Consider the following 24,769-nt stretch of genomic DNA (forward strand, 5'->3'; position numbering starts at 1 on the left):
TTCGCTGTGCTTTCACAGCGTCGCTGATTGCTTGTTACTGGAGGTTGTATGAGATTCACCCGGAATCCCATTGCGTTAGGGATCGTCGCTGCGCAGGCGGTGTTTTATTTCCCCGGCGTGGGGGAAGCGGCAACACTGGGCGCGTATAATCCGCGCGATAACGACCAGCAGAGCGGCGCGCTGATCGTTAACGGCGGTAGCGCAACCTTAACCGGTAATCAGGCGTTTGAGCCGGGCATCGACGGGGCGGTCAACACCACGCTCGGCCAGGTGACCATCGCGGCGGGCGCACAATACCTTAATCAGGCACGTCTCGATCCCGGTCCGCAAAACCTGGCCATCACCGTGCCGGATCCCACTACCGGCGGCAACACCACCTTTCAGGTGTTTGATTCCGCCAGCCTGGTGGCGCAGGCACCGGTTACCGCCAGCACGGTGGTGCCGGATCTGCAAAACGTGAATGACAATCAGTATATCGACGCGCGCATCGCTGACGTCAGCGGCAGCGGCAGTTCGCTGGATGTCAGCATTGGTCAGGCTAACGCCAACAGCAGCGCCAGCACCAACGCCTGGACCATGGCGGCCAAAAACACCACGCTGTTTCAGGTCAGTAACGGCGGCACCCTCAACTGGAACAACAACAACCGCATCACCTTCAATGGTTCTGCGGCCAACGTTTCCGGCGGCCAGGTGACCGACAGCCTGGCGGTACAAAACCTTGCGACCTATAACGGCAGCTTTAGCGTGCAGACGCTGGACGGCAAAACCACCGCCTTCAACGTCACCAATGCCAGCCAGCTGCAAAGCTACAATAACTGGCTGGTGAGTCAGCTGCAGGCCGGCAATCTCGCGCCGGCCAGCTACCTCAGCGCGTTCAATCAGGCGGTCACTATCACCAACGGCGATATTGTCTATAACGTCAGCGCCACTGCGCCGGATGAAGTGACGCAGCCGATAGGTAGCCGCGTGGTGATCAATGCCGAAGGCGCCGGTTCGCAGGTCACTATCGCCGCCGGTAAAACGCTGGAAGTGGTAGGGGCCAGCGATGGCGCGGTACGCGTGGCCAATGGGGCCAATGCTACCATCGACGGGAAACTGTCGAGCCGCGGCACCGCGCTGGCGCTGGATGGCGCGACGGCTACCAACAGCAGCAGCGGCGTCATCAACGGCGGCTTCCTCAACCGTATTGATGGCACCGGCGTCGGCGCGGCCAGCAACAACGCCACGGCGGTAACGGTACAAAACGGCGGTGATTTCACTAACAATGGCGTGCTTAACCTCGGTACCACCGGCAGCAATCTGACCAACGGCGTGGCGGGCATCCGTCTTGATGCCAATGCGCAGGCCAGCAATAGCGGCAATATCAATGTGGGCGTCAACGGTTCCAGCGCGCGCGGCACCACCTCCGGCGTGCTGCTCACCACCGACAGCAGCCGATTTACCAACAACAGCGGCGGCACGATTTATCTCGGGCGAGGCGCGCAGAACAGCCTGAGCGACAACGTGGCGGAGACCGCCCTGAACCAGAGCGGGCTGACCAGCGGCATTGCGCTGCTGGCCAACGGTAGCGCCACCAACGACGGGGCGATTGTGATTGGCTCGCGCGTACAGAACGCCGCCGGGATGTCGGTCAGCGGTGCCAGCAATGCCACGCTGATCAACAGCGGCACCATCGACGTCAACGGCAGCGCTGCGCGCGTGCCGCGCGAGAACGTCGGCATGCTGGTCACTAACAGCAACGGTACGCTGGAGAATCGCGGCACCATCAACCTCAATGGCGTTAACGGCACCGGCCTGAAAGTGCTGGCCACCAGTGGTAACAGCGCCGCCGCCAGCTCCACCGGGACCATCAACGTGGCAGGCGGAGCCGATCCGGCCAGCGGCACGCGCAACTTTGGCGTGTGGGTGGAAGGCCAGGGCAGCGGCACTGCCGCAGCGAACGTGGACGGGCCGATTAACCTCACCGGCAACGGCGCGATTGGCGTGCACGCGCGCGGCAACGCCACGGTTAACGTCACGCAGAATGCCATTCCCCGCTTCAGCACCGGCAGCAATCAAATCGGTTTTTTTGCCTATGGCCCGAATGCGCTGATCAACGTGGACGACAACAACGCGTTTGACGTCACCACCACTAACTCGACGCTCTTCCGCATCGAACAGGGCGCGACGTTTGACGGGACTAATACCACGCTGACCGCCTCCGGCGCGGGTGCGGTGGCGGTGAACGGCACCGGCGGTGGCGGAACATTGGTGAAGACCAACAACGCCACGATTAACGTCAGCGGCACCGGTGCCACCGGCGTCAATATCGAGGGCGGTGCGCAGGGCAATATTGACGCGGCGACCACCATTACCCTCAGTGGCAGCAACGCCACGGGCGCGATTGCCGACGGGCAGAAACATACGCTGACCGGTGCCAACAGCCGTGCGCCGGTCGCCAGCACGCGGCTGACCTCCGCCGCAGAACTCAACTCGGCGCAGAACGGCATCACCGGCTATCTGGCACGCAACCGCGCGCAGCTCAGCAACAGCGGCAACATCAACTTCAGCGGGGCCAATACCACCGGCCTGCGCGTGGAGAGCGGGGCGACCGGCAGCAACAGCGGCAATATCAGCATCAGCGACGGCGGCACCGGAATCTCGGTGAACAGCGCGGGCAGCACCTTCGCTACCACCGCCAGCAACAGCGGCAACATCGACGTCAATGGCGGCAGCACCACCCGCCGTACGCGCGGCGTCAGCGCCAGCGGTAGCCAGGCGGTGGCGAACCTCAACGGCGGCACGCTCACGCTCAACGGCAGTGGCGCCATCGGCGCCGAAGCGCTGGACGGTGCACTGGTGAATATCGCCGCCGGATCGACGCCGATCTTTAACAATAGCGACCAGATCGCCTATCACGCTGCGGGTAACGGTTCGCGCATCCGCGCCGCCACCAGCGCGCTGGATGTCAGCACGCGTGGTTCGACCGGCTACCGCCTTGACGACGGCGCGGCGCTGAGCTTCAGCACGCCGAACAGCCTGAGCGCCAGCGCCGCCAGCAGCACCGGCGTGATTGTTTCCGGCAGCGGCAGCAGCCTCAACAGCGCCAACCTCAATCTGACCGCCAGCGGCGAGGAGAGCACCGCCGTGCGCGTCGAGGGCGGCGCAGCGGCGACGCTCGACGGCAGCAGCACCATCACGCTCAGCGGCAACAACGCGGTGGGCGTACTGGTGAATACGCTGCGCAGCGATCTCAGCAATGCGCTGGACGGCAGCGCTGCCGCCACCCGCGTCACCAGCAATGCCCGCATCAGCGGCGCTGGCAACGGTGCCGTGGGTTTCGACCTGACCAACGGCGCGGAACTCGAGAACAATGGCGCACTGACGCTGACCGGCAGCAATAGCATCGGCATGCGCTCGCGCGCCGGCAGCACGCTGACCAACAATGGCGTGGTTAACGTCAGCAACGGCACCGGGTTAGATGTCGGCGGCAGCGGCACCACGCTGGCGCAGGGCGGCAGCATCAATGTCGATAACGGCGTGGCCGGCGTGCGCATCAGCGACGGTGCGCAGCTGGCACTGACCGGCAGCGATACGCTGATCACCACGCGCGGCACGGCGCATGGCATTTTGCTCGACAGCGGCGCGGCGGCGCTCAGCGCGCGCGACGCCACCATCAACGTACTGGGCAGCGGCAATGGCATCGAAAACCGCGCGGAGCTGGGCAACGTTAGCCTGAGCAACCTGACACTCAACGTTGGCGATGGCAACGGCATCCGCACCGCCGTCGCGTTCGATCCTGCCTCCACCGTGACCACCCATGTATCCGGCAGCGGTAACGGCCTGACTATCGCCAACGCCGATGGATCGACCACCGGCGGCGATCTGCTGCTGGGTTCGGGTTACGTTTTCAATGTCACCGGCACCGGCGGCACCGGGATTCGCGCCAACACCACGGGAAATATCGTCACCGCCGCCAGCGTCAATATCACTAATGCGGCAGGCGGTTCGGCACTGGTCTCCAGTACCGCCGGCACCATCGTCAACCGCGGCACGCTGCGCTCCAGCAGCCTGACGGCACCGGTGGTCGATCTGCGCGGCGGCAAAACGGTATTTGAGAACCTCGGTACTATCGTGACGGCCACGGCGCAAAGCGTGGCGGTGGCGGGCAGTAACGCCGACGATGTGATTTTGCTGACCCAGGGTGACGTGCTGGGCGACATCAATCCTGGCGGCGGCAGCGACACGTTCCGCTGGACCGGCGGCACGCTCAACGGCAGCCTGACCATGGGCGCAGACAACAATAATATCGCCGACGTCAGCGGCGTCGATCTCAGCACTACTTACCATCTCACCAGCGGCAACGGCACCGGTAACAGCCTGACCTTTGACCAGATTACGGCGCGCGGCGGCAGCTTCAGCGCGGATGACCTGAGCAAAGGCGTTAACCTCGGCAGCGGCTGGAGCATCATTAACTTCGCGGATAGCCGCTGGACGCTGACCGACAATCTGCAGCTGGCGCACAGCACCATCAATATTGATGGGCGCTCAACGCTGTATGCCGGTGACAACGTGCATCCCACGCTGGCGGGTGGCACAGCGGATTCGCTGCAGGTGAATAACAGCGGTACGCTGGACCTCACCAATGGCGGCGGTTCGCCAGGCAATACGCTGGACATCAACGGCTCGCTGGCGTCGATGGGCGGTCAGGCGAATCTGGTGACGCGCCTCAATGACGGCGGCGCGCTGAGCAACCAGTTTACCGACCACATCAACGTCAGCGGTAACGCCAGCGGCACCACGCTGCTCAACGTCAGGCTCGATGCGGCAAGCAGTGCGGCGCTCACCGATCGCAACCGCAACGGCGGCATTGAGGGCAATGAAGGCATTTCGCTGGCGCAGGTGGGCGGCAACGCTGGCCAGAACAGCTTTGCGCTCAGGGATGGCTATCTCGGTGCCGGACCGTGGCAGTACCGGCTGTACAGCTTCGCGCCGGGCAGTAGCGATCCGGCTCAGCGCCTGCTGAGCGGCAGCGGCAACAATTACTGGGATTACCGGCTGGCAAACTACTACGTGTGCGAGGACAGCGACAGCTGCCAGCCAGCGCTGGTGACCAGCGGATTTGGCACGCCACAGCGCTACGATGCGCGTCCGGCGGTGGTGCCGCAGGTGCCTTCGTACATTTCGGCACCGGTTGGCCTCGCCTATTACACCGCCGCGATTATTGATGACCTGCACAAGCGTCTCGGCGAACTGCGTCACGAGCAGACGCGCCCGGCGGGTAACGGCGGTGAGATGTTCCTGCGCTACATCGGCTCGAATCTGAAATACAAAAGCGACCGCAGCTTTAGCGATTACGGCTACGGGTTTGACCTCGACTACAGCGCGGTGCAGCTTGGCGGCAACCTGCTGCGTCTCGACGGTGAGCAGGACAGCCTGCGCGGCGGCGTGGCCTACACGCGCGGCAATACGCGCATCCGTCCGCAGGCGGCAGACGGTTACAGCAGCACCAGTTTTGACAGCGACAGCCTGGCGCTGTACGGCACCTGGCAGCGCCAGAACGGCTTTTACCTTGACGGCGTGCTGTCGTTTGACTGGCATCGTGGTGAAACCGACATTGCGCGCCAGCAGCGCGAGGCCAGGCTGAAGGGCCACGGCTGGACCGCCTCGCTGGAGAGCGGTTATCCGTTTGAACTCGGCGAGGGCTACAAGCTGGAGCCGCAGGCGCAGCTGATGTACCTGAAACTGAACATGAACGATTTCACGGATGAGGACAATAACCAGGTGCGCTATGGCGATTATCACCAGACGATTGGCCGTCTCGGCGCGCGTCTCGACCGCAGCTGGACCGATGACAGCAACCGCCAGTACACGCCTTATCTGCGCGCGAATTATTACAAAGGCTGGGGCGGCACGACGCAGGCGTCGGTGTCGGCTGCCGATAACCCGGCGCTCGGCGCCAGCTTCAGCAGCGGTAATTTTGGCCAGATGTGGGAAGTGGGTGCCGGCGGCACGGTGACGCTGCAGCAGGATGTGTCGCTGTACGCCGAAGCGGATTACCGCAAGGAGATCGACGGCAACGGCGCCAGAGGCTGGCGTTACAACCTCGGCGTGCGCTGGCAGTTCTGACAGTACGTGCACATGACGCGGTCGCCGTGAACGGCGACCCTACAAGAATGGGGCATGTGGCGGGATGTGCAGGGATGCGGTGATGGCACGTTTTTCTGTAGGGTGCGCATTCATGCGCACCGCTGCTGACACGCCGTTCAGCCAAAGCTCGATCTCATTTACCCTAAATGATTTTTTATCGATCCCGCCCGCGGCCAGAACTGTGAAGCGCCGCGCACTCCGGCTTTATTAAGAACAAAAATTAAATAGCCGCGCTAAAGCCAGGCCATTGTGCTGCCGAAAAGGTAAAAAAGTATTATCGATTTCTCTTCAGCCTGCGTTTTGCAAGGACTCACACATGCGTAATAACCAGCCCATCACCCAGCGTGAATTCGTCTTCGACGATCGCGCCACGCTGATGTCGACCACCGATCTCAACAGCCACATCACCTACGCCAACGACGCTTTTATTGAGGTCAGCGGATTCACCCCGGAGGAGGTCAACGGCCAGCCACACAACATGGTGCGTCATCCGGATATGCCGCCGGAAGCGTTCGCCGATATGTGGAGCACGCTGAAGCAGGGCGAACCCTGGACCGCGCTGGTCAAGAACCGGCGCAAGAATGGCGATCACTACTGGGTGCGCGCCAATGCCATTCCGGTGGTGCGCGAGGGCAAGCTGCAGGGCTATATGTCGGTACGCACCAAACCGTCGGCGGAGGAGATCCGTCAGTGCGAAGCGCTGTACCGTGATTTTCGTGAAGGGCGTGCCAAAGGGCGTCGCTTTCATAAGGGACTGATTGTTGGCAGCGGCTGGCGGCGACTGACCTCAGTGCTGAAAACGCTGCCGCTGCGCTGGCGCATCCGCAGTACGCTAATCGCGCTGCTGCCGCTGTCGGTGCTGAGCGTCTGGCTGCTGGGCATGGCACCGCTGGCGATCGGCTGCTTCAGCGGCGGCATGGCCGGGCTGCTGCTGCTGGCCAGCCTGTGGCTGGAGCAGCAGATCTCGCGCCCGATGGAGCGCATGTGCCGTCAGGCCCTGAGCGTGGCCACCGGCGCCAGCCACAAAGTCGAGCACATCGATCGGGTGGATGAGATCGGCATGACGCAGCGCGCTATCGGCCAGCTGGGCCTGATGTTCCGCTGGCTGGTGGATGACGTCAGTGGCCAGGCGATCAACGTTCTGAGCGCCAGCGACGCCATCGCGCGCAGCAATGATGAGCTGAGCCGTCGCACCGAGCAGGCGGCGGCGAACGTGCAGCAAACGGCGGCGACCATGAACGAAATGACCGCCACGGTCAAAAGCAATACGGAAACCGCCAGCGAAGTGAATACGCTGTCGGCCAGCACCAGCGCAGCGGCGATCAAAGGCGGTGAAGTGATGCAGGAGATGGTCGGCATGATGGCGGAAATTGCCGACAGCTCGAAGCGTATCGCCAACATCACCAGCGTGATTGACGGCATCGCTTTCCAGACCAATATTCTGGCGCTGAACGCGGCGGTGGAAGCGGCACGTGCCGGTGAGCAGGGCAAAGGCTTTGCGGTGGTAGCGGGCGAGGTGCGCAGTCTGGCACAGCGCAGCGCCAAAGCCGCCAGCGAGATCAAAAACCTGGTGGAAACCAGCGCCGGCCGCGTGCAGTCGGGCAGCGATCACGCCGATGCGGCCGGCCACACGATGCAGGCGATTGTCGATCAGGTGCAGAATGTCACCGCCCTGATCGCGCAAATCAGCGCGGCGACGGCCGAACAATCCATCGCGCTGAGCGAAGTCAGTAGCGCGGTGGAGGATCTCGACGACATCACCCATCAGAACGCGGCGCGCGTGGCGGAAGGTGCAGAAGCCTCCGGCCGAATGGCGCATCAGGCCAACCGGCTGGTTGAAGCGATCAGCGTGTTTCGCTAAGTTTCACGACACTTCACGTCCGGCGCGCAGTGCGCCGGGCGGCGTGCCGACAATGCGTTTGAAGGCGCGACTGAAGGCGGCCAGTGAACCGTAACCGAGGTGGAACGCCACGCTCTCCACCGCTTCGCCATCGTTCACAATACGCTCAACCGCCAGACGCATGCGCAGTTCGGTGAGGTAGCGCAGCGGCGTCATGCCGGTGGCGTTTTGAAAGCGCGCGGCAAACACCGAGCGTGAACTGCCGGATTCGCGCGCCAGCCGCTCCACCGTCCAGTTTTCACCGGGCGCGCGGTGCATGGCCGCCATCGCCAGGCTGAGGCGTGGATCGCGCAGGGCCTGCACCAGCCCGCTGCCCTGACCACAGCCATTCTCCACCCAGCCCCGCACAATTTGCGCCGCCACCACATCGGCCAGCCGCGACAAAATGCCGGCAAAGCCCGCTTTGCGCTGACGTGTTTCACGCTCCATGGCATCCAGAATCGGCTGGATCTCCGGATATTGCGCCAGCAGCGTGCTGACCAGCATCACGTCCGGCATGGTGTGCACCAGCGGCTGCATGCCGCCCAGCTCAAACGCCATGCAGGCGCTGAATAAAATCACATCGCTGTCGTCCGGGCAGGCATCCGCGTCCGGCGCATCGTTGATGGCGCACACGCTGTCGCAGATGGGTTTGCTGTTAAAGGTAGCGATCGGCACGCACACCGCATCTTCGCCGGAGATCAGCGCGTGCGGCTTACCGTGCGGAATCAGCAGTGCATCGCCCGCCTGCAGCGGATAGACGGTGCCGGAAGCGGAGCGAATCAGCAGCGAGCCGCGGCCAACAAAGTGCAGTTGCGCCTTGCCCGGGGCGTCATCATATTGCAGGCCAAACGGCGCATGCAGCGCGATGCGCTGATATTTGACGCCGTACAGGCGCATGCCCATCAGCAGTTCGCTGGTCAAATCTTCATAGCGGCTCATACAATCCAGACGAATTATCAAAAAACAAAGTTTCTGTATCATAGATCGTCTTGCGTCGTCTCTCTATGCTTACAGCCTGATATTTTGTGATGGGGATCGCAGATGAGTCTGGATACTGAAGTAGTGGAAACAAGCATTGCGGTAGAGAAACCCGCATGGGGCGCGGTGTTCGCCATGGCGTTTGGCGTCTTCGGCCTGATCACCGCAGAATTTCTGCCGGTGAGCTTGCTGACACCCATTGCCGACTCGCTACGCGTCAGCGAAGGGCAGGCGGGTCAGACGGTCACGGTTACCGCGCTGGTGGCGCTGCTGACCAGCCTGGTGATCGGTAACGTCACGCGCCGCCTCGACCGCCGCCTGGTGATGCTGGCGTTCACGTTGCTGCTCATCGCCTCGGCGCTGCTGGTGGCGTTTGCCGAAAATCTGCCGATGATTTTACTGGCGCGCGTGCTGCTCGGCATGGCGATTGGCGGCTTCTGGACACTGTCGACCGCCATTACCATGCGGCTGGTGCCCGCCGATCAGGTGCCGCGCGCGCTGTCGATTGTGTTCAGCGGTATTTCGCTGGCCACCATCATTGCCGCGCCGCTGGGCAGCTATCTTGGCGGGCTGATTGGCTGGCGTAACATCTTCCTGCTGACCGGTGTTTTGGGCGTGCTGGCGCTGTTCTGGCAGTTCTTCACCCTGCCGTCGATGCCGCCGGAGAACAAAGCGCGCAGCGGCGGCGTGCTGGACCTGCTGCGTCAGAGCGTGATGCGCTGGGGCATGCTGGCGGTGATCATGATGTTTACCGGCCATTTTGCCTTCTTTACCTATCTGCGTCCGTTCCTGGAAACCAGCGCGCAGCTGAATGTGAATCAGCTGTCGCTGGTGCTGCTGGCGTTCGGCGTGGCGAACTTCTTCGGCACCTCGCTGGCCGCGTGGCTGGTGACGCGCAGCGTGTCGCTGACGCTGACCGGCATGGCGCTGGTGATGAGCGTGACGGCGGTGCTGCTGGTGAGCTTTGGCCACGTCTCCTGGCTGGTGGCGAGCGGCGTCGCGCTGTGGGGGCTGGCGTTTGGTTCAATGCCGACTGGCTGGTCAACCTGGCTGTCGCGCGCGGTGCCAGACGACGCCGAATCGGGCGGCGGTCTGCTGGTGGCAACTATTCAGCTGGCGATCACCGCCGGTGCGGCAGCCGGTGGCTGGATGTTCGATCTGCAGGGCGCGGGCGGCGTATTCCTTGCCAGCGGCGTGCTGATGCTGCTGGCCGCCATCACCATCTTTACCCGCGTGCGGCATCACGGTTAAATCCGTTTACCGCCATCAGGCGCGCCGCGACACGCTTCAGGGTGTGTCGCGGCGCCGCTTTTGCCGCGTATGCCTGGCCTCACCAATCACAGCAATAAATCCTGCCTTTTAATCAAATCGTGGTTTTTTAACCCTTTGCGCACAGGTTGCGCTAAACGTGCTTTTTATAGTCAAAATATTCGAATGACTTCGGCAAATCTCTGCGCTTTTTTTTGATCGGTTGCCGGCCTACTATATCTCTCATCAAGGCGATGTCGCCTTATTCAATCAAACCTCATTAAGGAAATGACCATGAAAACCATCAAAACTTTTGCTGCTGTTATTGCTCTCTCTGTTCTGCCATTTGCCAGCTTCGCGCAAAGCGTGACCGCTACCGCCTCTACGCTTGACGGTGCTGAAGCGCAAATCGCTGCTAAAGCCCAGGAACTTGGTGCTTCCTACAAAGTGACTGAAGCCAACTTCAACAACGGCGTTCACATGACCGCAGAACTGACCCAATAAGTTTGCCCTACCCTCTGTGCTGACAGGGTGCCTTCGGGCGCCCTGGCGGCGTTGCTAACGCCATAAAATCCTGTCCCTTTTCCGCATAAATGATTATTATTCGCAAAAACTAACATCCTTATCGGCTCGCCTCGGGCTGAATTTCCTATTGGTTGCAATGTCGGGCTTTCATTTCACTGCCGCACGGCGGTGGTTTTGCTATGGAGAAGTTATGAAAGCGAATAAAACAATGCAGTGGGCGCTGCGTCCGCTACTGGTGGCCACGGCGCTGCTGTCCTGCAGCGCGCTGCAGGCGGCGGAAACGCAGCCGCTCAATCAGCCGATCGCCAAAGGCGCCTACGAACTGGCCTTCAGCAACAGCGACAACGCGCTGTTCCTCGCCACGGCGCAAAACGCCGGCAATCCGCAGGGCGGTACTGTTTACCGTCTCGATCCGCAGAATCTGGCGGTGAAGCAAACCATCAGCACTGAACTGAAGACCTTTGGTGCCGCCATCAATCAGCACACCAACGTGCTGTACTTTGGCAACACGGTCAACGGTGCGCTGACGGCAGTGGATGCCAGCAGCGGTAAGGTGATCAACACGCTGGTGCTGGATGGCCGCAAGCGCGGTGACACGGTTCGTCCGCTGCAGCCGCGTGAACTGGTCGCGGATGCGCTAACCAATCGCGTGTACATCACCGGTCTCGGCGCGCAAAGCGTGGTGTGGGTGGTGGATGGCAAAACGCTGCAGCTCATCAGCACTATCCCGAATACCGGCAAAATGGGCACCGGGCTGGCGCTGGATGCCGCCGCGCAGAAACTATATGTCACCAATGCCGATGGCGAGCTGGTCACCATCAATACCCGCCTGAACGCGATTGAAAAACGTCAGAAAATTGACGGTGATAAAGAGCACTTTTTCCTGAACATTGCGCTGGATAGCAAAGGCCACCGCGCTTTCCTCAGCGATGCGAAGCAGCCGCAGGTGCTGGTGCTGGATACCCGGACACAGCAGGTGATTCAGCGTATTGAGGTACCGGAATCGCTGGCGGTGCTGTTCAATGCTGACCGTGACGAGCTGTATGTCACGCACCGTAAAGCCGGTGAGATCAGCATCATCGATGCCAGCAGCTATAAAGTGAAACGCACGGTGAAAGCGCCGGGCCTGCCGAACAGCCTGGCGCTCTCCGCCGATGGCAACACGCTGTTCGTCAGCATCAAGCAGCCGGGCTCACGCAAGGAACCGCCAAAAAACCCGGACAGCGTGTTACGCATCGCGCTGTAGGGCGTAATTATCCGAAACTCAGGGGCGACGTGTGTCGCCCTTTGCATTTCCGGCCTTGATCCCCCCTTTCCCGCCCGGCTTACGCTACCTTTAGGACGACAACACCTAAGGGGAGAGTGCAATGAGCCAGTTTTTTATGCATGAAAAAAACGATCTGGTGAACGAAGCGATCGAAGGCGTGTTACTCAGCACACCGTGGCACAATCTGACCCGTCTCGATCTGGGCGATGAGATTCGCGTGGTGGTGCGTTCGGACTGGGATAAAAGCAAAGTCGCACTGATTTCCGGCGGTGGCTCCGGCCATGAACCGGCGCACGCGGGCTTTGTCGGCAAAGGGATGCTGACCGCTGCGGTGTGCGGCGATATCTTCGCCTCGCCGAGCGTTGATGCGGTGCTGAACGCCATCGTTAACGTCACCGGTGAGGCGGGCTGTCTGCTGATTGTGAAGAACTACACCGGTGACCGCCTCAACTTTGGCCTCGCAGCGGAGAAGGCGAAAAATCTCGGTTACAAGGTGGAGCTGGTGATGGTGCAGGACGATATCGCGCTGCCGGAGAACCCGCAGCCACGCGGCATTGCCGGCACCGTGCTGGTACACAAAATCGCTGGCTTCGCCGCGGAGCACGGCCAATCGCTCGACGAGGTTAAAGCGCTGGCGCAGCGCACCATCGACGCCACGTCCTCCATCGGCCTGGCGTTTGCCACCTGTCACATTCCGGGTGAAAAGCGCGACGATCGCGTGGCAGCGGGCCACAGCGAGCTGGGGATGGGCATTCACGGTGAGCCGGGCGTGATCACGCTGGATACGCAAAACAGCCGCAAAATTACCAGCATCATGACCGATCAGCTGGCGCAGGCGCTGCCCGACGGCAAACAGGCGCTGTTGATGATCAACAATCTCGGCGGCTTTTCCCAGCTGGAGCTGGCGCTGCTCACGCGCGAAGTACTGCAGTCGCCGCTGGCGGCACGCATCACCCATTTAATTGGCCCGGCAACCCTGGTCAGCGCGCTGGATATGAAAGGGTTTTCGCTGACGCTGCTGGCGCTGGAAGAGGCGTTTTTCGAGGCGCTGCATGCGCCGGTGCAGGTGCTGGGCTGGACGCCGATGTACGACTTTGCGCCCATCAGCCTGCAGCGCGCTGAACGCATCGGCAGCGTGCTGGATTTCGATCCTTCTGATAACGCTGAAGTGGCGCAGGTGGTTGAGCACGTGACGCAGACGCTGATCGATCTGGAGAGCGAGCTGAATGCGCTGGACGCCAAAGTCGGCGATGGCGATACCGGCTCGACCTTTGCCGCCGGCGCGAAGAAAATCCAGCGCGGCCTGCGTGAACAGCAGCTACCGCTGGATGAGTTGCCTACGCTGCTGGCGCTGGTAGGCGAACAGCTGGCGACGGTGATGGGCGGATCGAGCGGCGTGCTGATGTCGATTCTGTTTACTTCGGCCGGACAGCAGCTGGAGGAGGGCAGCACGCTGCCGCAGGCGCTGATGCACGGGCTGGAACGGATGAAGCACTACGGCGGCGCGCAGCCGGGACATCGTACCCTGGTGGATGCGCTACAGCCGGCACTTGAGGCGTTAGCGGCCGGAGAGTCGCTGGCTGCTGCTGCGGCGGCGGCGCAACAGGGTGCCGACGCGACGGCACAGATGCAGAGTGCGAAGGCAGGTCGTTCGGCTTATCTGAATCAGCAGAGTCTGGATGGCGTGAAAGATCCGGGCGCGTACGCCATCGAGAAGGTGTTTGCGGTGCTGGCGGGCTGAAGATGGGGCGGATGGGTGCGGGGTTCGCCCTCACCCTAACCCTCTCCCGCGGGCGGGAGAGGGGACTGTCCGGAGCGATGTCGGCGTACAGCGCGCGCTCCTGCCCCTGAGCCTTTTCCGCTTACTCCGAGGCTTCGCGCAGCATCTCGTCGTGTGGAATATCCTGCAGAATCTGCTCGAAGCTGCGCAGACGTTTGTAGATCGACATCAGCGTAATCAGCGTGGACCACGAGGTGATCAGATACTGGAAGGAGGAGCGCACCTGGTCGAACACGTTGGTGATCTGGTTAAGCAGCCCCAGCGTGATGGTGCCCGCAACAATCGAAGGGAACAGCACGAACAGCCCGAACACATTGTCCACCTGCAGATACAGAATGCGCGTGATGTTGAAATAGAGATAGTGGAAATAGAGGCGGAAATAATTGTGACGCACGCGGCTGAACAGCTCCTGCACCGTAGGCGGCGCGGCGCGCTGCGGATCGTCCTCGCCGTACACCAGCTCTTTACGGTACGCGGCTTCCACCCGCTGATTGCGGAACTCCAGCCCCGGCAGTTTAATTCCCACCAGCGCCAGCAGCGCGGTACCAAACAGCGACCACAGCAGCGCGGCGATCACCAGCGCATAAGGGATATTGCCGAGGATCGGCACTTCTTTCACGTGATGCGATAGCGTCACCAGCACCGGCAGAAACGCCACCAGCGTCATGATGGCCTGAATAAAGCTAATGCCCCAGTCCTGCAGCGTACTGGCGAAGCGCATGGTGTCTTCCTGCACACGCTGTGCGGCACCTTCTACCAGACGCAGGCGCTGCCAGTTATGCATGTAGTAGTTGTTCATCGCGGTACGCCAGCGGAACACCCAGTGGCTGACGAAAAACGAGTTCATCACGCCGATCACTACCGCGATCAGCGCAATGCCGAGAAACGCCAGTACCTGCACATAGAACTGATTGATGCTCACCGAGCCAGCTTTGGTCAGCGCCTGCTGAATCATGTCGTAAAACGGACCATACCAGGCGTTAACGCCGACGCCAACCTGCACGCCAAACCAGGTGACAAAGATAATCAGTAACGATCCCCATACCGACCAGCGCTGCCACGGATGGTTGTCGATGATGCGCCACACCAGCGCAAAGGCGCCGCCCATGATCCAGTAGTAGGCATAAAACCACAGCTGGCTGGCGTGGATAAAGCGGCTGGCGTTGGTCGGCAGCGGCTGCTGCATCGCCGCCTGCAAAGCGGGAAAGCGCGCCGGAAAATCATTGAAAAAGCCAAACCAGGCAAAAATGGCAATCAGGCTCCAAATCGCGGCCGAGCTGAAAAACAGCGCCGGCCGCGGAAAATAGGACTTAAACATAGGCACTCCGCTGTTGTGTGTACTCTTTATACCGCTTCCGGCATTTATCTGTCTGTTGTCTGTTGTATCCGACGATGACAGCATCGCCGCATTTATGTAAAGCGGCAGAGTTAGTTGTTAAGTTTTTTGTGCTCATTTGTTTCGGGAAACTAAATTATTAACGGCGATGGTGTTACACTACGCCAACTGTTACCGGTAACAGTCTTGCTGTATCCCTTAAAACGCCAATAAAAATCATTACAACGCAACTACTTAACTTTCATGCCGCATTATATGCGGTAATGAGGCAATGTCATGTCAGAAGAAAAAAAGGGTCACACTCGCCGGGATTTCCTGCTGAGAACCATCACCCTGGCGCCGGCAATGGCGGTAGGCAGTACGGCGATGGGCGCACTGGTCGCGCCGATGGCCGCCGGTGCGGCAGCGTCGTCGGCCGCTGCGCCGCAGCAGGCGCGCGAATATCAACCGGTGTGGTTTACCGCCGAAGAGTTTGCCTTCATCAAAGCCGCCGTGGCGCGCCTGATCCCCAACGATGAACGCGGACCTGGCGCGCTGGAAGCCTGCGTACCGGAGTTTATCGATCGCCAGATGAATACGCCGTATGCCACCGGCAGCAACTGGTATATGCAGGGACCGTTCAATCCGGATCTGCCGAAAGAGCTCGGCTATCAGCTGCCGCTGGTGCCGCAGCAAATCTACCGTCTCGGCCTGTCCGATGCCGATGGCTGGAGCAAACAGCAGCACGGCAAGGTATTTGCCGAGCTGACGCCCACGCAGCAGGACGCGCTGCTGAGCGCCTTCGAAAACGGCAGCGCGCAATTCCCGCAGGTGCCGGCCAAAACCTTCTTCGCCTTTCTGTTGCAAAACACCCGCGAGGGCTACTTCAGCGATCCGATCCACGGCGGCAATCAGGGCATGGTGGGCTGGAAGCTGATCGGCTTCCCTGGCGCACGCGCCGACTTTATGGATTGGGTAGAGCGCGGCGAACGTTATCCGTTCCCGTCAGTTGATATTCGCGGCGAGAGGGCGTAACCGTGGCAAATGCGTTAAAAAAAGTGGATGTGGCGATCGTCGGTTTCGGCTGGGCCGGGGCGATCATGGCGAAAGAGCTGACCGAGGCCGGTCTGCATGTGGTGGCGCTGGAGCGCGGGCCGCATCGAGATACCTATCCGGATGGATCCTATCCACAGTCCATTGATGAACTGACTTATAACATCCGCAAAAAGCTGTTCCAGGATCTGTCAAAAAGCACCGTAACTATCCGTCACGATGCCTCACAAACCGCCGTACCGTATCGTCAGCTGGCGGCATTCCTGCCGGGCACCGGCACCGGCGGCGCCGGCCTGCACTGGTCGGGCGTGCACTTCCGCGTCGACCCGGTCGAGCTGAACCTGCGCAGTCACTACGAGCAGCGTTACGGCAAAAACTTTATCCCGGAAGGCATGACCATTCAGGATTTCGGCGTCAGCTATGACGAGCTGGAACCGTTCTTCGATCAGGCGGAAAAAGTGTTCGGCACCTCCGGCAGCGCCTGGTCAATCAAGGGCAAAGTGGTGGGCAAAGAGAAAGGCGGCAACCCGTATGCGCCGGATCGCTCCAGCGACTTCCCGCTGCCGGCGCAGAAGCGCACCTGGTCGGCCCAGCTGTTTGCCCAGGCGGCGGAATCGGTGGGCTATCACCCTTACGATATGCCGTCGGCCAACACCTCCGGTCCCTACACCAATACTTACGGCGCGCAGATGGGGCCGTGCAACTTCTGCGGCTACTGCAGCGGCTACGCCTGCTACATGTACTCCAAAGCGTCGCCGAACGTTAACATTCTGCCCGCGCTGCGCCAGGAGCCGAAGTTTGAGCTGCGCAACAACGCGTATGTGCTGCGCGTCAATCTGACCGACGATAAAAAACGCGCGACCGGAGTGACCTATCTGGACGGTCAGGGACGTGAAGTGGAGCAGCCGGCGGATCTGGTGATCCTCTCCGCCTTCCAGTTCCACAACGTGCACCTGATGCTGCTGTCCGGCATCGGCAAGCCGTACAACCCTATCAGCAACGAGGGCGTGGTCGGCCGTAACTTTGCCTACCAGAACATCTCCACGCTGAAGGCGCTGTTTGATAAAAACACCACCACCAATCCGTTCATCGGTGCCGGTGGCGCCGGCGTGGCGGTGGATGATTACAACGCCGATAACTTTGACCATGGTCCGTATGGCTTTGTCGGCGGTTCACCGTTCTGGGTCAACCAGGCGGGCACCAAGCCGATCTCCGGCCTGCCGACGCCAACAGGCACGCCGAACTGGGGCAGCCAGTGGAAAGCGGCGGTGGCGGATACCTATAACCATCACGTGTCGATGGATGCGCACGGCGCGCACCAGTCGTATCGCGCTAACTACCTCGATCTCGATCCCAACTACAAAGATGCTTACGGCCAGCCGCTGCTGCGTATGACCTTTGACTGGCAGGACAACGACATCAAAATGGCGCAGTTCATGATCGGCAAGATGCGCAAAATCACCGAAGCGATGAATCCGAAGATGATCATTGGCGGCGCGAAAGGGCCGGGTGCCCATTTCGATACCACCGTGTACCAGACCACGCACATGAGCGGCGGCGCCATCATGGGCGAAGATCCTAAAACCAGCGCGGTGAACCGCTATCTGCAGAGCTGGGATGTGCCGAACGTGTTTGTCGCCGGCGCTTCTGCCTTCCCGCAGGGACTGGGCTACAACCCCACCGGCATGGTGGCGGCGCTGAGCTACTGGTCCGCCAAAGCGATTCGTGAACAGTATCTGAAGAACCCCGGCCCGCTGGTACAGGCATAAGGAACATGGCGATGATCAAAAGTTTAACAGCCCTGTTGCTGGGCACCCTGTCGTTCGTCGCGCTGGCGGAGGACACCGCCGCCGATGCGCTGGTGCAGCGCGGTGAGTATCTGGCGCGTGCCGGTGACTGCGTCGCCTGCCACAGCACCGCAGGCGGTAAACCGTTTGCCGGCGGCCTGGCGATGGCGACGCCGATTGGCACCATCTACTCCACCAATATCACGCCGGATAAGGCAACCGGCATTGGTGACTACAGCTATGACGACTTCCAGAAAGCGGTGCGTCATGGCGTGGCGAAAAACGGCGACACGCTCTATCCGGCGATGCCGTATCCGTCTTATGCGGTGGTCAGCGATGACGACATGAAGGCGCTGTATGCCTACTTCATGCACGGCGTGGCACCGGTGGCGCAGGCTAACAAAGAGAGCGACATTCCGTGGCCGCTGTCGATGCGCTGGCCGCTGGCGATCTGGCGCGGCCTGTTTGCGCCAGATGTGAAGGCGTTCCAGCCGGCCGCGCAGGAAGATCCGGCGCTGGCACGCGGTCGCTATCTGGTGGAAGGACTGGGCCACTGCGGTGCCTGCCACACGCCGCGCAGCTTCACTATGCAGGAGAAGGCGCTGAATAACGGCCAGGGCAATGATTACCTTGCCGGCAGCAGCGCGCCGATTGACGGCTGGACCGCCAGCAACCTGCGCGGTGACAATCGCGATGGTCTGGGGCGCTGGAGCGAAGCGGATCTGCAGCAGTTCCTGCGCTATGGCCGTAACGATCACACGGCGGCGTTTGGTGGCATGACCGAGGTGGTGCAGCACAGCCTGCAGTATCTCAGCGATGCGGATATCAGCGCGATTGCCCGTTACCTGAAATCGCTCGGCGCGAAAGATCCGTCTCAGGCGGTGTTCCGTGAGGATGACGCAGTGGCACGGGCGCTGTGGAAAGGTGACGACAGCCAGCCGGGTGCCGGCGTGTATGTCGACAGCTGTGCGGCGTGTCATAAAACCGACGGCAGCGGCTATCAACGCTTCTATCCGGCACTGCGCGGGAATCCGGTGGTGATGGCAGAGGATCCGACGTCGCTGATTCACATCGTACTGGTAGGCGGCACGCTGCCGGGCGTGAAAGGCGCACCGACCGCGATCACTATGCCGGCGTTTGGCTGGCGTCTGAACGACAGCCAGGTGGCTGATGTGGTGAACTTTATCCGCAGCAGCTGGGGCAACGGCGTGCAGACCAAAGTCACGGCGAAACAGGTGGCGAAACTGCGCCAGGATGACAGCGTGCAGCCAAAACAGGGCAGCGCGGATATCCGGGTGCTGGAAAAGCAGTAAGCCTGTCTTAAGCATTTCCTTCAGGTCATGGCGCGGTTCATGGCCTGAAGGGTGCGAAAAATCCCACTAAAATTCATTATCTTAGATTTTCCTTTCAGACGTTTCTTGTAAGAGATTTCTCCCCCACGTTTAAAAATCCCTGCCGCTTATTAAGCGTTACTTTAACGATATTAACTCTGGCGAAAAGGATGACCATATGTCTGTAGGCTATTACGACCCGACCAAACCGGGGCAGGAGAACTACGTCAATTCACCTTATCAATACTGGAAAGGGGTGGTTGAGGATAAGAGCGTCAGCTATATCGAATTTGCCATTAACGGCCAGCTGTTTACCACCCAGGTTCAGGCCGATGGCAGCTGGGAGTATCAGCTGCCGCTGCGGCTGGAAGAGGGGAGCCATAATCTCACCATCCGCTTTTTCGACCGGGCCGGCAACGCCGGGATTCCGTTCCAGACGCGGCTGGAAGTCGATCTCAGCCCGCCCGATATGCCGGCGATTATGCGCGTACTGGATGATTTCGGACCGGTGCAGGGCCCGGTTGGCAACAAAGGCTTCACCGATGATAAAACGCCAGCCATTTCCGGTTATGCCGAGCCGGACAGCATTGTCCGCCTGTACAGCAACGGCGTGCTGGTTGGCAGCGTGCAGGCGGCGAAAAACGGCCAGTGGACCATTACGCCGGAACTGAGTGACGGTGAACAGCGCCTGTACGTCACCGCCACCGATAAATTCGGCCAGGTCAGTTTTGATTCCCCGGTCTATACGCTTTACGTCAATTCGCCGCGCATCGATAAGCCGCAGCTGCTGGAAGTCTATGATAATGAAGGGGTGAACACCGGTGTGATCAAAGCCGGTAGCGAAAGCGACGATCGCAGCCCGCGCCTGAGCGGCAACGCGCCGCTGGATGCCGAAAGTGTAGTGATTTATATCAACGGCGAGCGGGTAGGCATCGCGCCAGTGGTTGATGGCCAGTGGCACTGGGAAAGCAACATTGATCTCCTTAACTTCGGCAATAATACCATTACCGTCCGCGCGCAGAATAATCGTGGCGAATTGAGTAATGAAAGCGAACCCTTTACTTACAAAGTGATTCCAACGCCGGAAGCTAAAATTGATTATGCATTCGATAACGAAGGCCTCTATCAGGGGCGCCTGGATAGCGGAGCGCTAACCAATGATTTCAGTCCTATTCTGAAAGGCAGCGCAGAAGCCAACAGTGTGGTGTATGTCCACGCACAACGAATCAATGGCTACCGGGAGCTGCTCGGCAGTGTGCGTGCTGACGCTCAGGGTAACTGGGAGATTGAGACGAATAAGCTGACGCAGGGGGACGGTGATTATGAGTTTCAGGTTGGCTATTTCACGCAGCCAGATACCCAGGCAGAGAAGTTTAGCCTGACTATTATCAGCGGCGAAACCGTTATGCCCGTGATTGAATCCGCCTTTGATGACGTAGGTTCATCCACCGGCGCGCTGAAAAATGGAGCTGTGACTGATGATTACACACCGACGCTGAGCGGTCGTGCCGAAGCCAATTCGATCGTTTATTTCTTTGATAAACACGTCAACGGTACCTGGGCACGGCTCGGCAGTGTTAAAGCCGACGCGCAGGGGAACTGGACCTTCACTACGCCAAATCTGGGGGGGTATCTCGGAGAGCATACTTTCCAGGTCAGCAACAGCGAGAAACGTTACACCAATGGCAGCACGTATCAGCTAACGCTGCAGCCGGAAAAACCGAATATCAGTAACGCTATTGATAATGAAGGCGGTATCCAGGGCGAACTAAAAAATGGCGACTATACCGATGATTTCACTCCAACACTCACGGGCTGGGCAGCATCAAACAGTTTAGTGTATGTGTATGCTCAGCACGACAATGGCAACTGGCAGTTACTTGGCAGCACGCGCGCCAGCAACTTCGGGGCCTGGAATTTCACTACCAGTAACTTATCCGGTCAGCACGGCGAATATCAGTTCCAGGTTAGTAGCAGCAGCACGCGCGATCCGTCCGCTAATATTTTCAAGCTGGAAATCAACGATAACGCGGTAAGAGTGGGCGATGAAGGGCTGGCCTGGGACTTTGATGATGGCACGCTGCAAGGCTGGATGCCTGCGGGGCTGTACAAAAAATATAACCAGCTGAAAACCACCGAATGGAAAGGCGCCGACGGTTCTAACGTGCTTGGCTCAATGACTGACTTCGTCGAGGGGCGTGATTACAGCGGTGACGTGGTTTATCGCTATATTGAAGTCGAGGCGGGTAAAACTTATGAACTGAATTTTGATGGTTACCGTCTGAATCAGGGTTGGGTTGCCCCAGTAATTGGCATGGAAGTGGACGGTAAAACGGTAATTAAACCCGAGGCGTTAACGTCGTCATGGCAGCATAAAAGTGGCACCTATACCGCAACCGAAACCAAAGTGGTCAAAGTCGCGGTCACTAATGCCACCGCCAATGGCTACGGCAATGATTTCCTGCTGGACAATCTCGGTATGAAGCCGGTCGAAGTTACGCCGGTGGATAGACAGGGACTCGACTGGGACTTCAACGATGGCACGCTGCAGGGCTGGATGGCTGCGAGGCTGTACGAAAAATATAACCAGCTGAAAACCACCGAATGGAAAGGCGCCGACGGTTCTAACGTGCTTGGCTCAATGACTGACTTTGTCGAGGGGCGTGATTACAGCGGTGACGTGGTTTATCGCTATATTGAAGTCGAGGCGGGTAAAACTTATGAACTGAATTTTGATGGTTACCGTCTGAATCAGGGTTGGGTTGCCCCAGTAATCGGCATGGAAGTGGACGGTAAAACGGTAATTGAACCCGAGGCGTTAACGTCGTCATGGCAGCATAAAAGCGGCACCTATACCGCAACCGAAACCAAAGTGGTCAAAGTTGCAGTCACTAATGCCACCGCCAATGGCTACGGCAACGATTTCCTGCTGGATAACCTTGGGGTAAAGCCGGTCAACGTAACCAACGTGGGGAAACAGCGGATCGACTGGGACTTCAACGACGGCACATTGCAGGGCTGGATGGCTGCAGGGATATATGAAAAACTCAACCAGATTAAGACCACTTACTGGAAGGGCGAAGATGGCTCCAATGTTTTAGGTAGCATGACAGATGCCAATAATTCCGGGCGTGATTATAGTGGTGAGGTTGTTTATCAATATATCCAGGTTGAAGCGGGTAAAAGTTACACGCTGGGCTTCGATGGTCAACGGATTAATAAAAGCTATGCACCTCCAGTCATTGGCATCCAGGTTGATGGAGCAGATATTGTTGCCCCTGCCACCCTGACGCAAACATGGCAGCATTTTAGTGGCGTTTACACAGCAACTGAAACTAAAGTCGTGAAAGTGGCCGTGGTTAATAGTACGTCAAATGCCTATGGCAATGACTTCCTGCTGGATAATCTGTTTGTACAGCCGCAAAATAATAGTGTTACCAAAGTAATCGCAACGGAAAGCATACTGACAGAAATGCTTGCCAGCGGTGAAGAAGCCGCGGTAATCGACATGCTCGGCAACGGTAAAAATACGCTTAGCGTTAGCGTGGCGGATGTTCTCAGTGCTGGCAGCAAAGACCTGTTTATTGTTGACGGCAAAACCCAGCTGCTGATCAAAGGCGATGCGCAGGACGTGGTGAAACTGGATGACATCCTCGGCGACGGCGGTGACGTGGGCGATTGGGTGAAACAGCAGGGCAGCACCACGGTGGCTGGCGTGAAGTATCAGGTTTACAGCCACAGCGGCGTCGATGCCGACGTGCTGATCCAGGAAGGGGTGAAAACCGAACTGGTGTAAATCTGGCGGGGGCGGAAACGCCCCCAAAGGTTTGCACCAGGACGTAGCGGCGCGATTTATCGCGCGATGAATCGTGCCGCTCCAAAGGGTGCGCATTGCCGGGCTGAACCGGCCGCCGCCCACCCTGCGCCCATCCGGTTTAAATGTTCTCCAGATCCAGCCCCCGCGTCTTCGGCCCGTAAATCCCGACCGACAGCATCACCATCAGCATGCTCAGCACGATAAACACGATCACGCCCTGACTGCCGGCATACTGCAGAATCAGGCCAATCAGAATACTGCTGAAAGCGGTCGACAGCCGGCTGAATGAATAGCAGAAGCCAACGGCGCGTGCACGAATGTGCGTCGGGAAGATCTCAGTCTGATAAGCGTGATAGCTGAAGGTCAGCCAGGCGTTGCTGTAGGTGATCAGGAAACCGCACACCACCATCAGCAGCGGGTTGCTGGTCAGCGCGAACAGCGTGCCGAACACCACCGTCATCAGTGATGAAAAAACGATCTGCCATTTGTTTTCCAGCCGGTCGGCGTAGCGGCTGCAGATCAGCGAGCCGAGCGGATAGGCCAGCGTGATGAAAAAGGCGTACAGCAGGCTGTGGGTGACGGTGGCCCCCTTGCCGGACAGCAGCGCCGGTAGCCAGTTACCGAAGCCGAAGAAGCCAATTGCCTGGAAGAAGTTCATTACCACCAGCATCAGCGTACGCTGGCGATAAGCCGGTGCCCAGATTTCGCTAAAGCGCCCTTTTTTCGGCAGCTGTGCCGCCGCATCGCGCTGAGAGAAATCGTCTCCCGGCGCAATGCCGCAGCGTTTTTCCATCTCGCTCAGCACCCGGTGCGCGTCCTGATGCCGCCCCTGCTGCGCCAGCCAGCGCGCCGACTCCGGCAGGTTTTTCCGGATAAACCAGATCACCAGCGAGCACAGCGCACCGGCGATCACGACCCAGCGCCAGCCTTCGAGGCCGAGCAGGGTTTGCGGTACCAGCCACCATGACATCAGCGCTACCGTCGGCACCGACAGGAACTGAATGAAAAAAGAGAAGGCAAACGCGCGGCTGCGCAAATGGGCCGGCACCCACTCCGACAGATAGGTATCTATGGTCACCAGCTCGACGCCCAGACCGATCCCGACCAGAAAGCGGCACAGAATAATCATCTCCGCGCTGTGCTGGAACGCCATCAGCAGTGAGAACGCACCGTACCACGCCAGCGCGCACATAAAGGTCAGGCGACGGCCGAAGCGGTCGGCATAGGGCGTCAGCAGGCTGGCACCGACAAACAGGCCGAGAAAGGTCGCCGAGGCGAACGCCGCCTGATCGGCGATACCAAACACGCCAGCGGTGCCGGTGTGGAACACGCCAGCGGCGACCAGCCCGGCGCTGATGTAGCCGGTTTCAAACAGATCGTACAGCTCAAAGAAGCCGCCGAGCGCCAGCAGCGTAATAAAGCGCCACAGCCCGGCGGAAGAGGGCAGAGCGTCGATGCGCCCGGCCAGCGTCTGGCGTTCGGTCGCGATGCGATCGGTCGCCACCCCTGTCGAATAGGTGGTTGTCATTATGATTGTTACCTCGGTGTTTGCAGGATCCGCCCGGTGGTGGTTTGTCAGAAATCATTAACCGTTAGCAAGCGAAGAAATAGCAGAATAATCAATTCGTCCGGGGTTGCCGAGAGGCGCAGCGGTGAC

At 59.7% G+C, this 24,769-nt stretch carries 13 protein-coding genes; 10 read left to right on the top strand and 3 right to left on the bottom strand.

The window, feature by feature from the left end; genetic code table 11:
* Positions 1-48: 48 nt before the first annotated feature.
* Both KOL70_RS14315 and KOL70_RS14320 read left to right on the top strand, forming a co-directional pair.
* Positions 49-6,108, top strand: a complete 6,060-nt coding sequence (locus tag KOL70_RS14315; protein WP_215480806.1) for an autotransporter outer membrane beta-barrel domain-containing protein — start codon at positions 49-51, stop codon at positions 6,106-6,108.
* Positions 6,109-6,445: 337 nt separating this feature from the next.
* Positions 6,446-7,990 carry a PAS domain-containing methyl-accepting chemotaxis protein gene (locus tag KOL70_RS14320; protein WP_141496169.1) on the top strand — a complete coding sequence of 515 codons (1,545 nt, stop codon included), beginning with the start codon at positions 6,446-6,448 and terminating at the stop codon, positions 7,988-7,990.
* Between the two features lie 3 nt (positions 7,991-7,993).
* Here KOL70_RS14320 and KOL70_RS14325 read toward each other — a convergent pair whose 3' ends face one another.
* Entirely contained in the window at positions 7,994-8,950 is a 957-nt protein-coding gene (locus tag KOL70_RS14325; RefSeq protein ID WP_058780878.1) for an AraC family transcriptional regulator, read from the bottom strand.
* A gap of 102 nt (positions 8,951-9,052) precedes the next feature.
* On the opposite strand from KOL70_RS14325, the gene KOL70_RS14330 reads away from it, so the two are divergent.
* The 4 genes from KOL70_RS14330 (at position 9,053) to KOL70_RS14345 (ending at position 13,770) form a co-directional block, all read left to right on the top strand.
* Positions 9,053-10,240, top strand: a complete 1,188-nt coding sequence (locus KOL70_RS14330) for an MFS transporter (protein ID WP_058757539.1) — start codon at positions 9,053-9,055, stop codon at positions 10,238-10,240.
* A 291-nt stretch (positions 10,241-10,531) separates the two neighbouring features.
* Positions 10,532-10,741, top strand: a complete 210-nt coding sequence (locus tag KOL70_RS14335) for a DUF1471 domain-containing protein (protein WP_058757538.1) — start codon at positions 10,532-10,534, stop codon at positions 10,739-10,741.
* 211 nt (positions 10,742-10,952) lie between these two features.
* A complete protein-coding gene (locus KOL70_RS14340; protein WP_021507812.1) occupies positions 10,953-12,008 on the top strand; it encodes a YncE family protein in 1,056 nt (351 codons plus the stop codon).
* A gap of 121 nt (positions 12,009-12,129) precedes the next feature.
* Positions 12,130-13,770 carry a dihydroxyacetone kinase subunit DhaK gene (locus KOL70_RS14345; RefSeq protein WP_132465776.1) on the top strand — a complete coding sequence of 547 codons (1,641 nt, stop codon included), beginning with the start codon at positions 12,130-12,132 and terminating at the stop codon, positions 13,768-13,770.
* Positions 13,771-13,891: 121 nt separating this feature from the next.
* On the opposite strand, the gene sbmA is transcribed toward KOL70_RS14345, so the two are convergent.
* Complete coding sequence (sbmA, locus tag KOL70_RS14350; protein ID WP_021507809.1) at positions 13,892-15,127, bottom strand: peptide antibiotic transporter SbmA; 1,236 nt, start codon at positions 15,125-15,127, stop codon at positions 13,892-13,894.
* A 294-nt stretch (positions 15,128-15,421) separates the two neighbouring features.
* Between sbmA and KOL70_RS14355 the strand changes: the two genes are divergently transcribed.
* From KOL70_RS14355 to KOL70_RS14370, 4 genes are all read left to right on the top strand, one after another.
* The gene (locus tag KOL70_RS14355; RefSeq protein ID WP_215480807.1) at positions 15,422-16,159 is read left to right on the top strand and encodes a gluconate 2-dehydrogenase subunit 3 family protein; all 738 of its coding nucleotides are present in this window, start codon (positions 15,422-15,424) and stop codon (positions 16,157-16,159) included.
* 2 nt (positions 16,160-16,161) lie between these two features.
* Entirely contained in the window at positions 16,162-17,946 is a 1,785-nt protein-coding gene (locus KOL70_RS14360) for a GMC family oxidoreductase (RefSeq protein ID WP_021507807.1), read from the top strand.
* Between the two features lie 11 nt (positions 17,947-17,957).
* Complete coding sequence (locus tag KOL70_RS14365) at positions 17,958-19,277, top strand: cytochrome c (protein WP_021507806.1); 1,320 nt, start codon at positions 17,958-17,960, stop codon at positions 19,275-19,277.
* Positions 19,278-19,473: 196 nt separating this feature from the next.
* Entirely contained in the window at positions 19,474-23,091 is a 3,618-nt protein-coding gene (locus tag KOL70_RS14370; protein WP_215480808.1) for an Ig-like domain-containing protein, read from the top strand.
* 139 nt (positions 23,092-23,230) lie between these two features.
* Here the strand turns inward: KOL70_RS14370 and KOL70_RS14375 are convergent, their stop codons facing one another.
* Positions 23,231-24,640: an MFS transporter gene (locus tag KOL70_RS14375; protein WP_058774914.1), complete on the bottom strand. Its 1,410-nt coding sequence runs from the start codon at positions 24,638-24,640 to the stop codon at positions 23,231-23,233.
* Positions 24,641-24,769: the final 129 nt, after the last annotated feature.

This window comes from Pantoea sp. B270, from assembly GCF_018726825.1.
Classification (GTDB): Bacteria; Pseudomonadota; Gammaproteobacteria; order Enterobacterales; family Enterobacteriaceae; genus Pantoea; species Pantoea dispersa.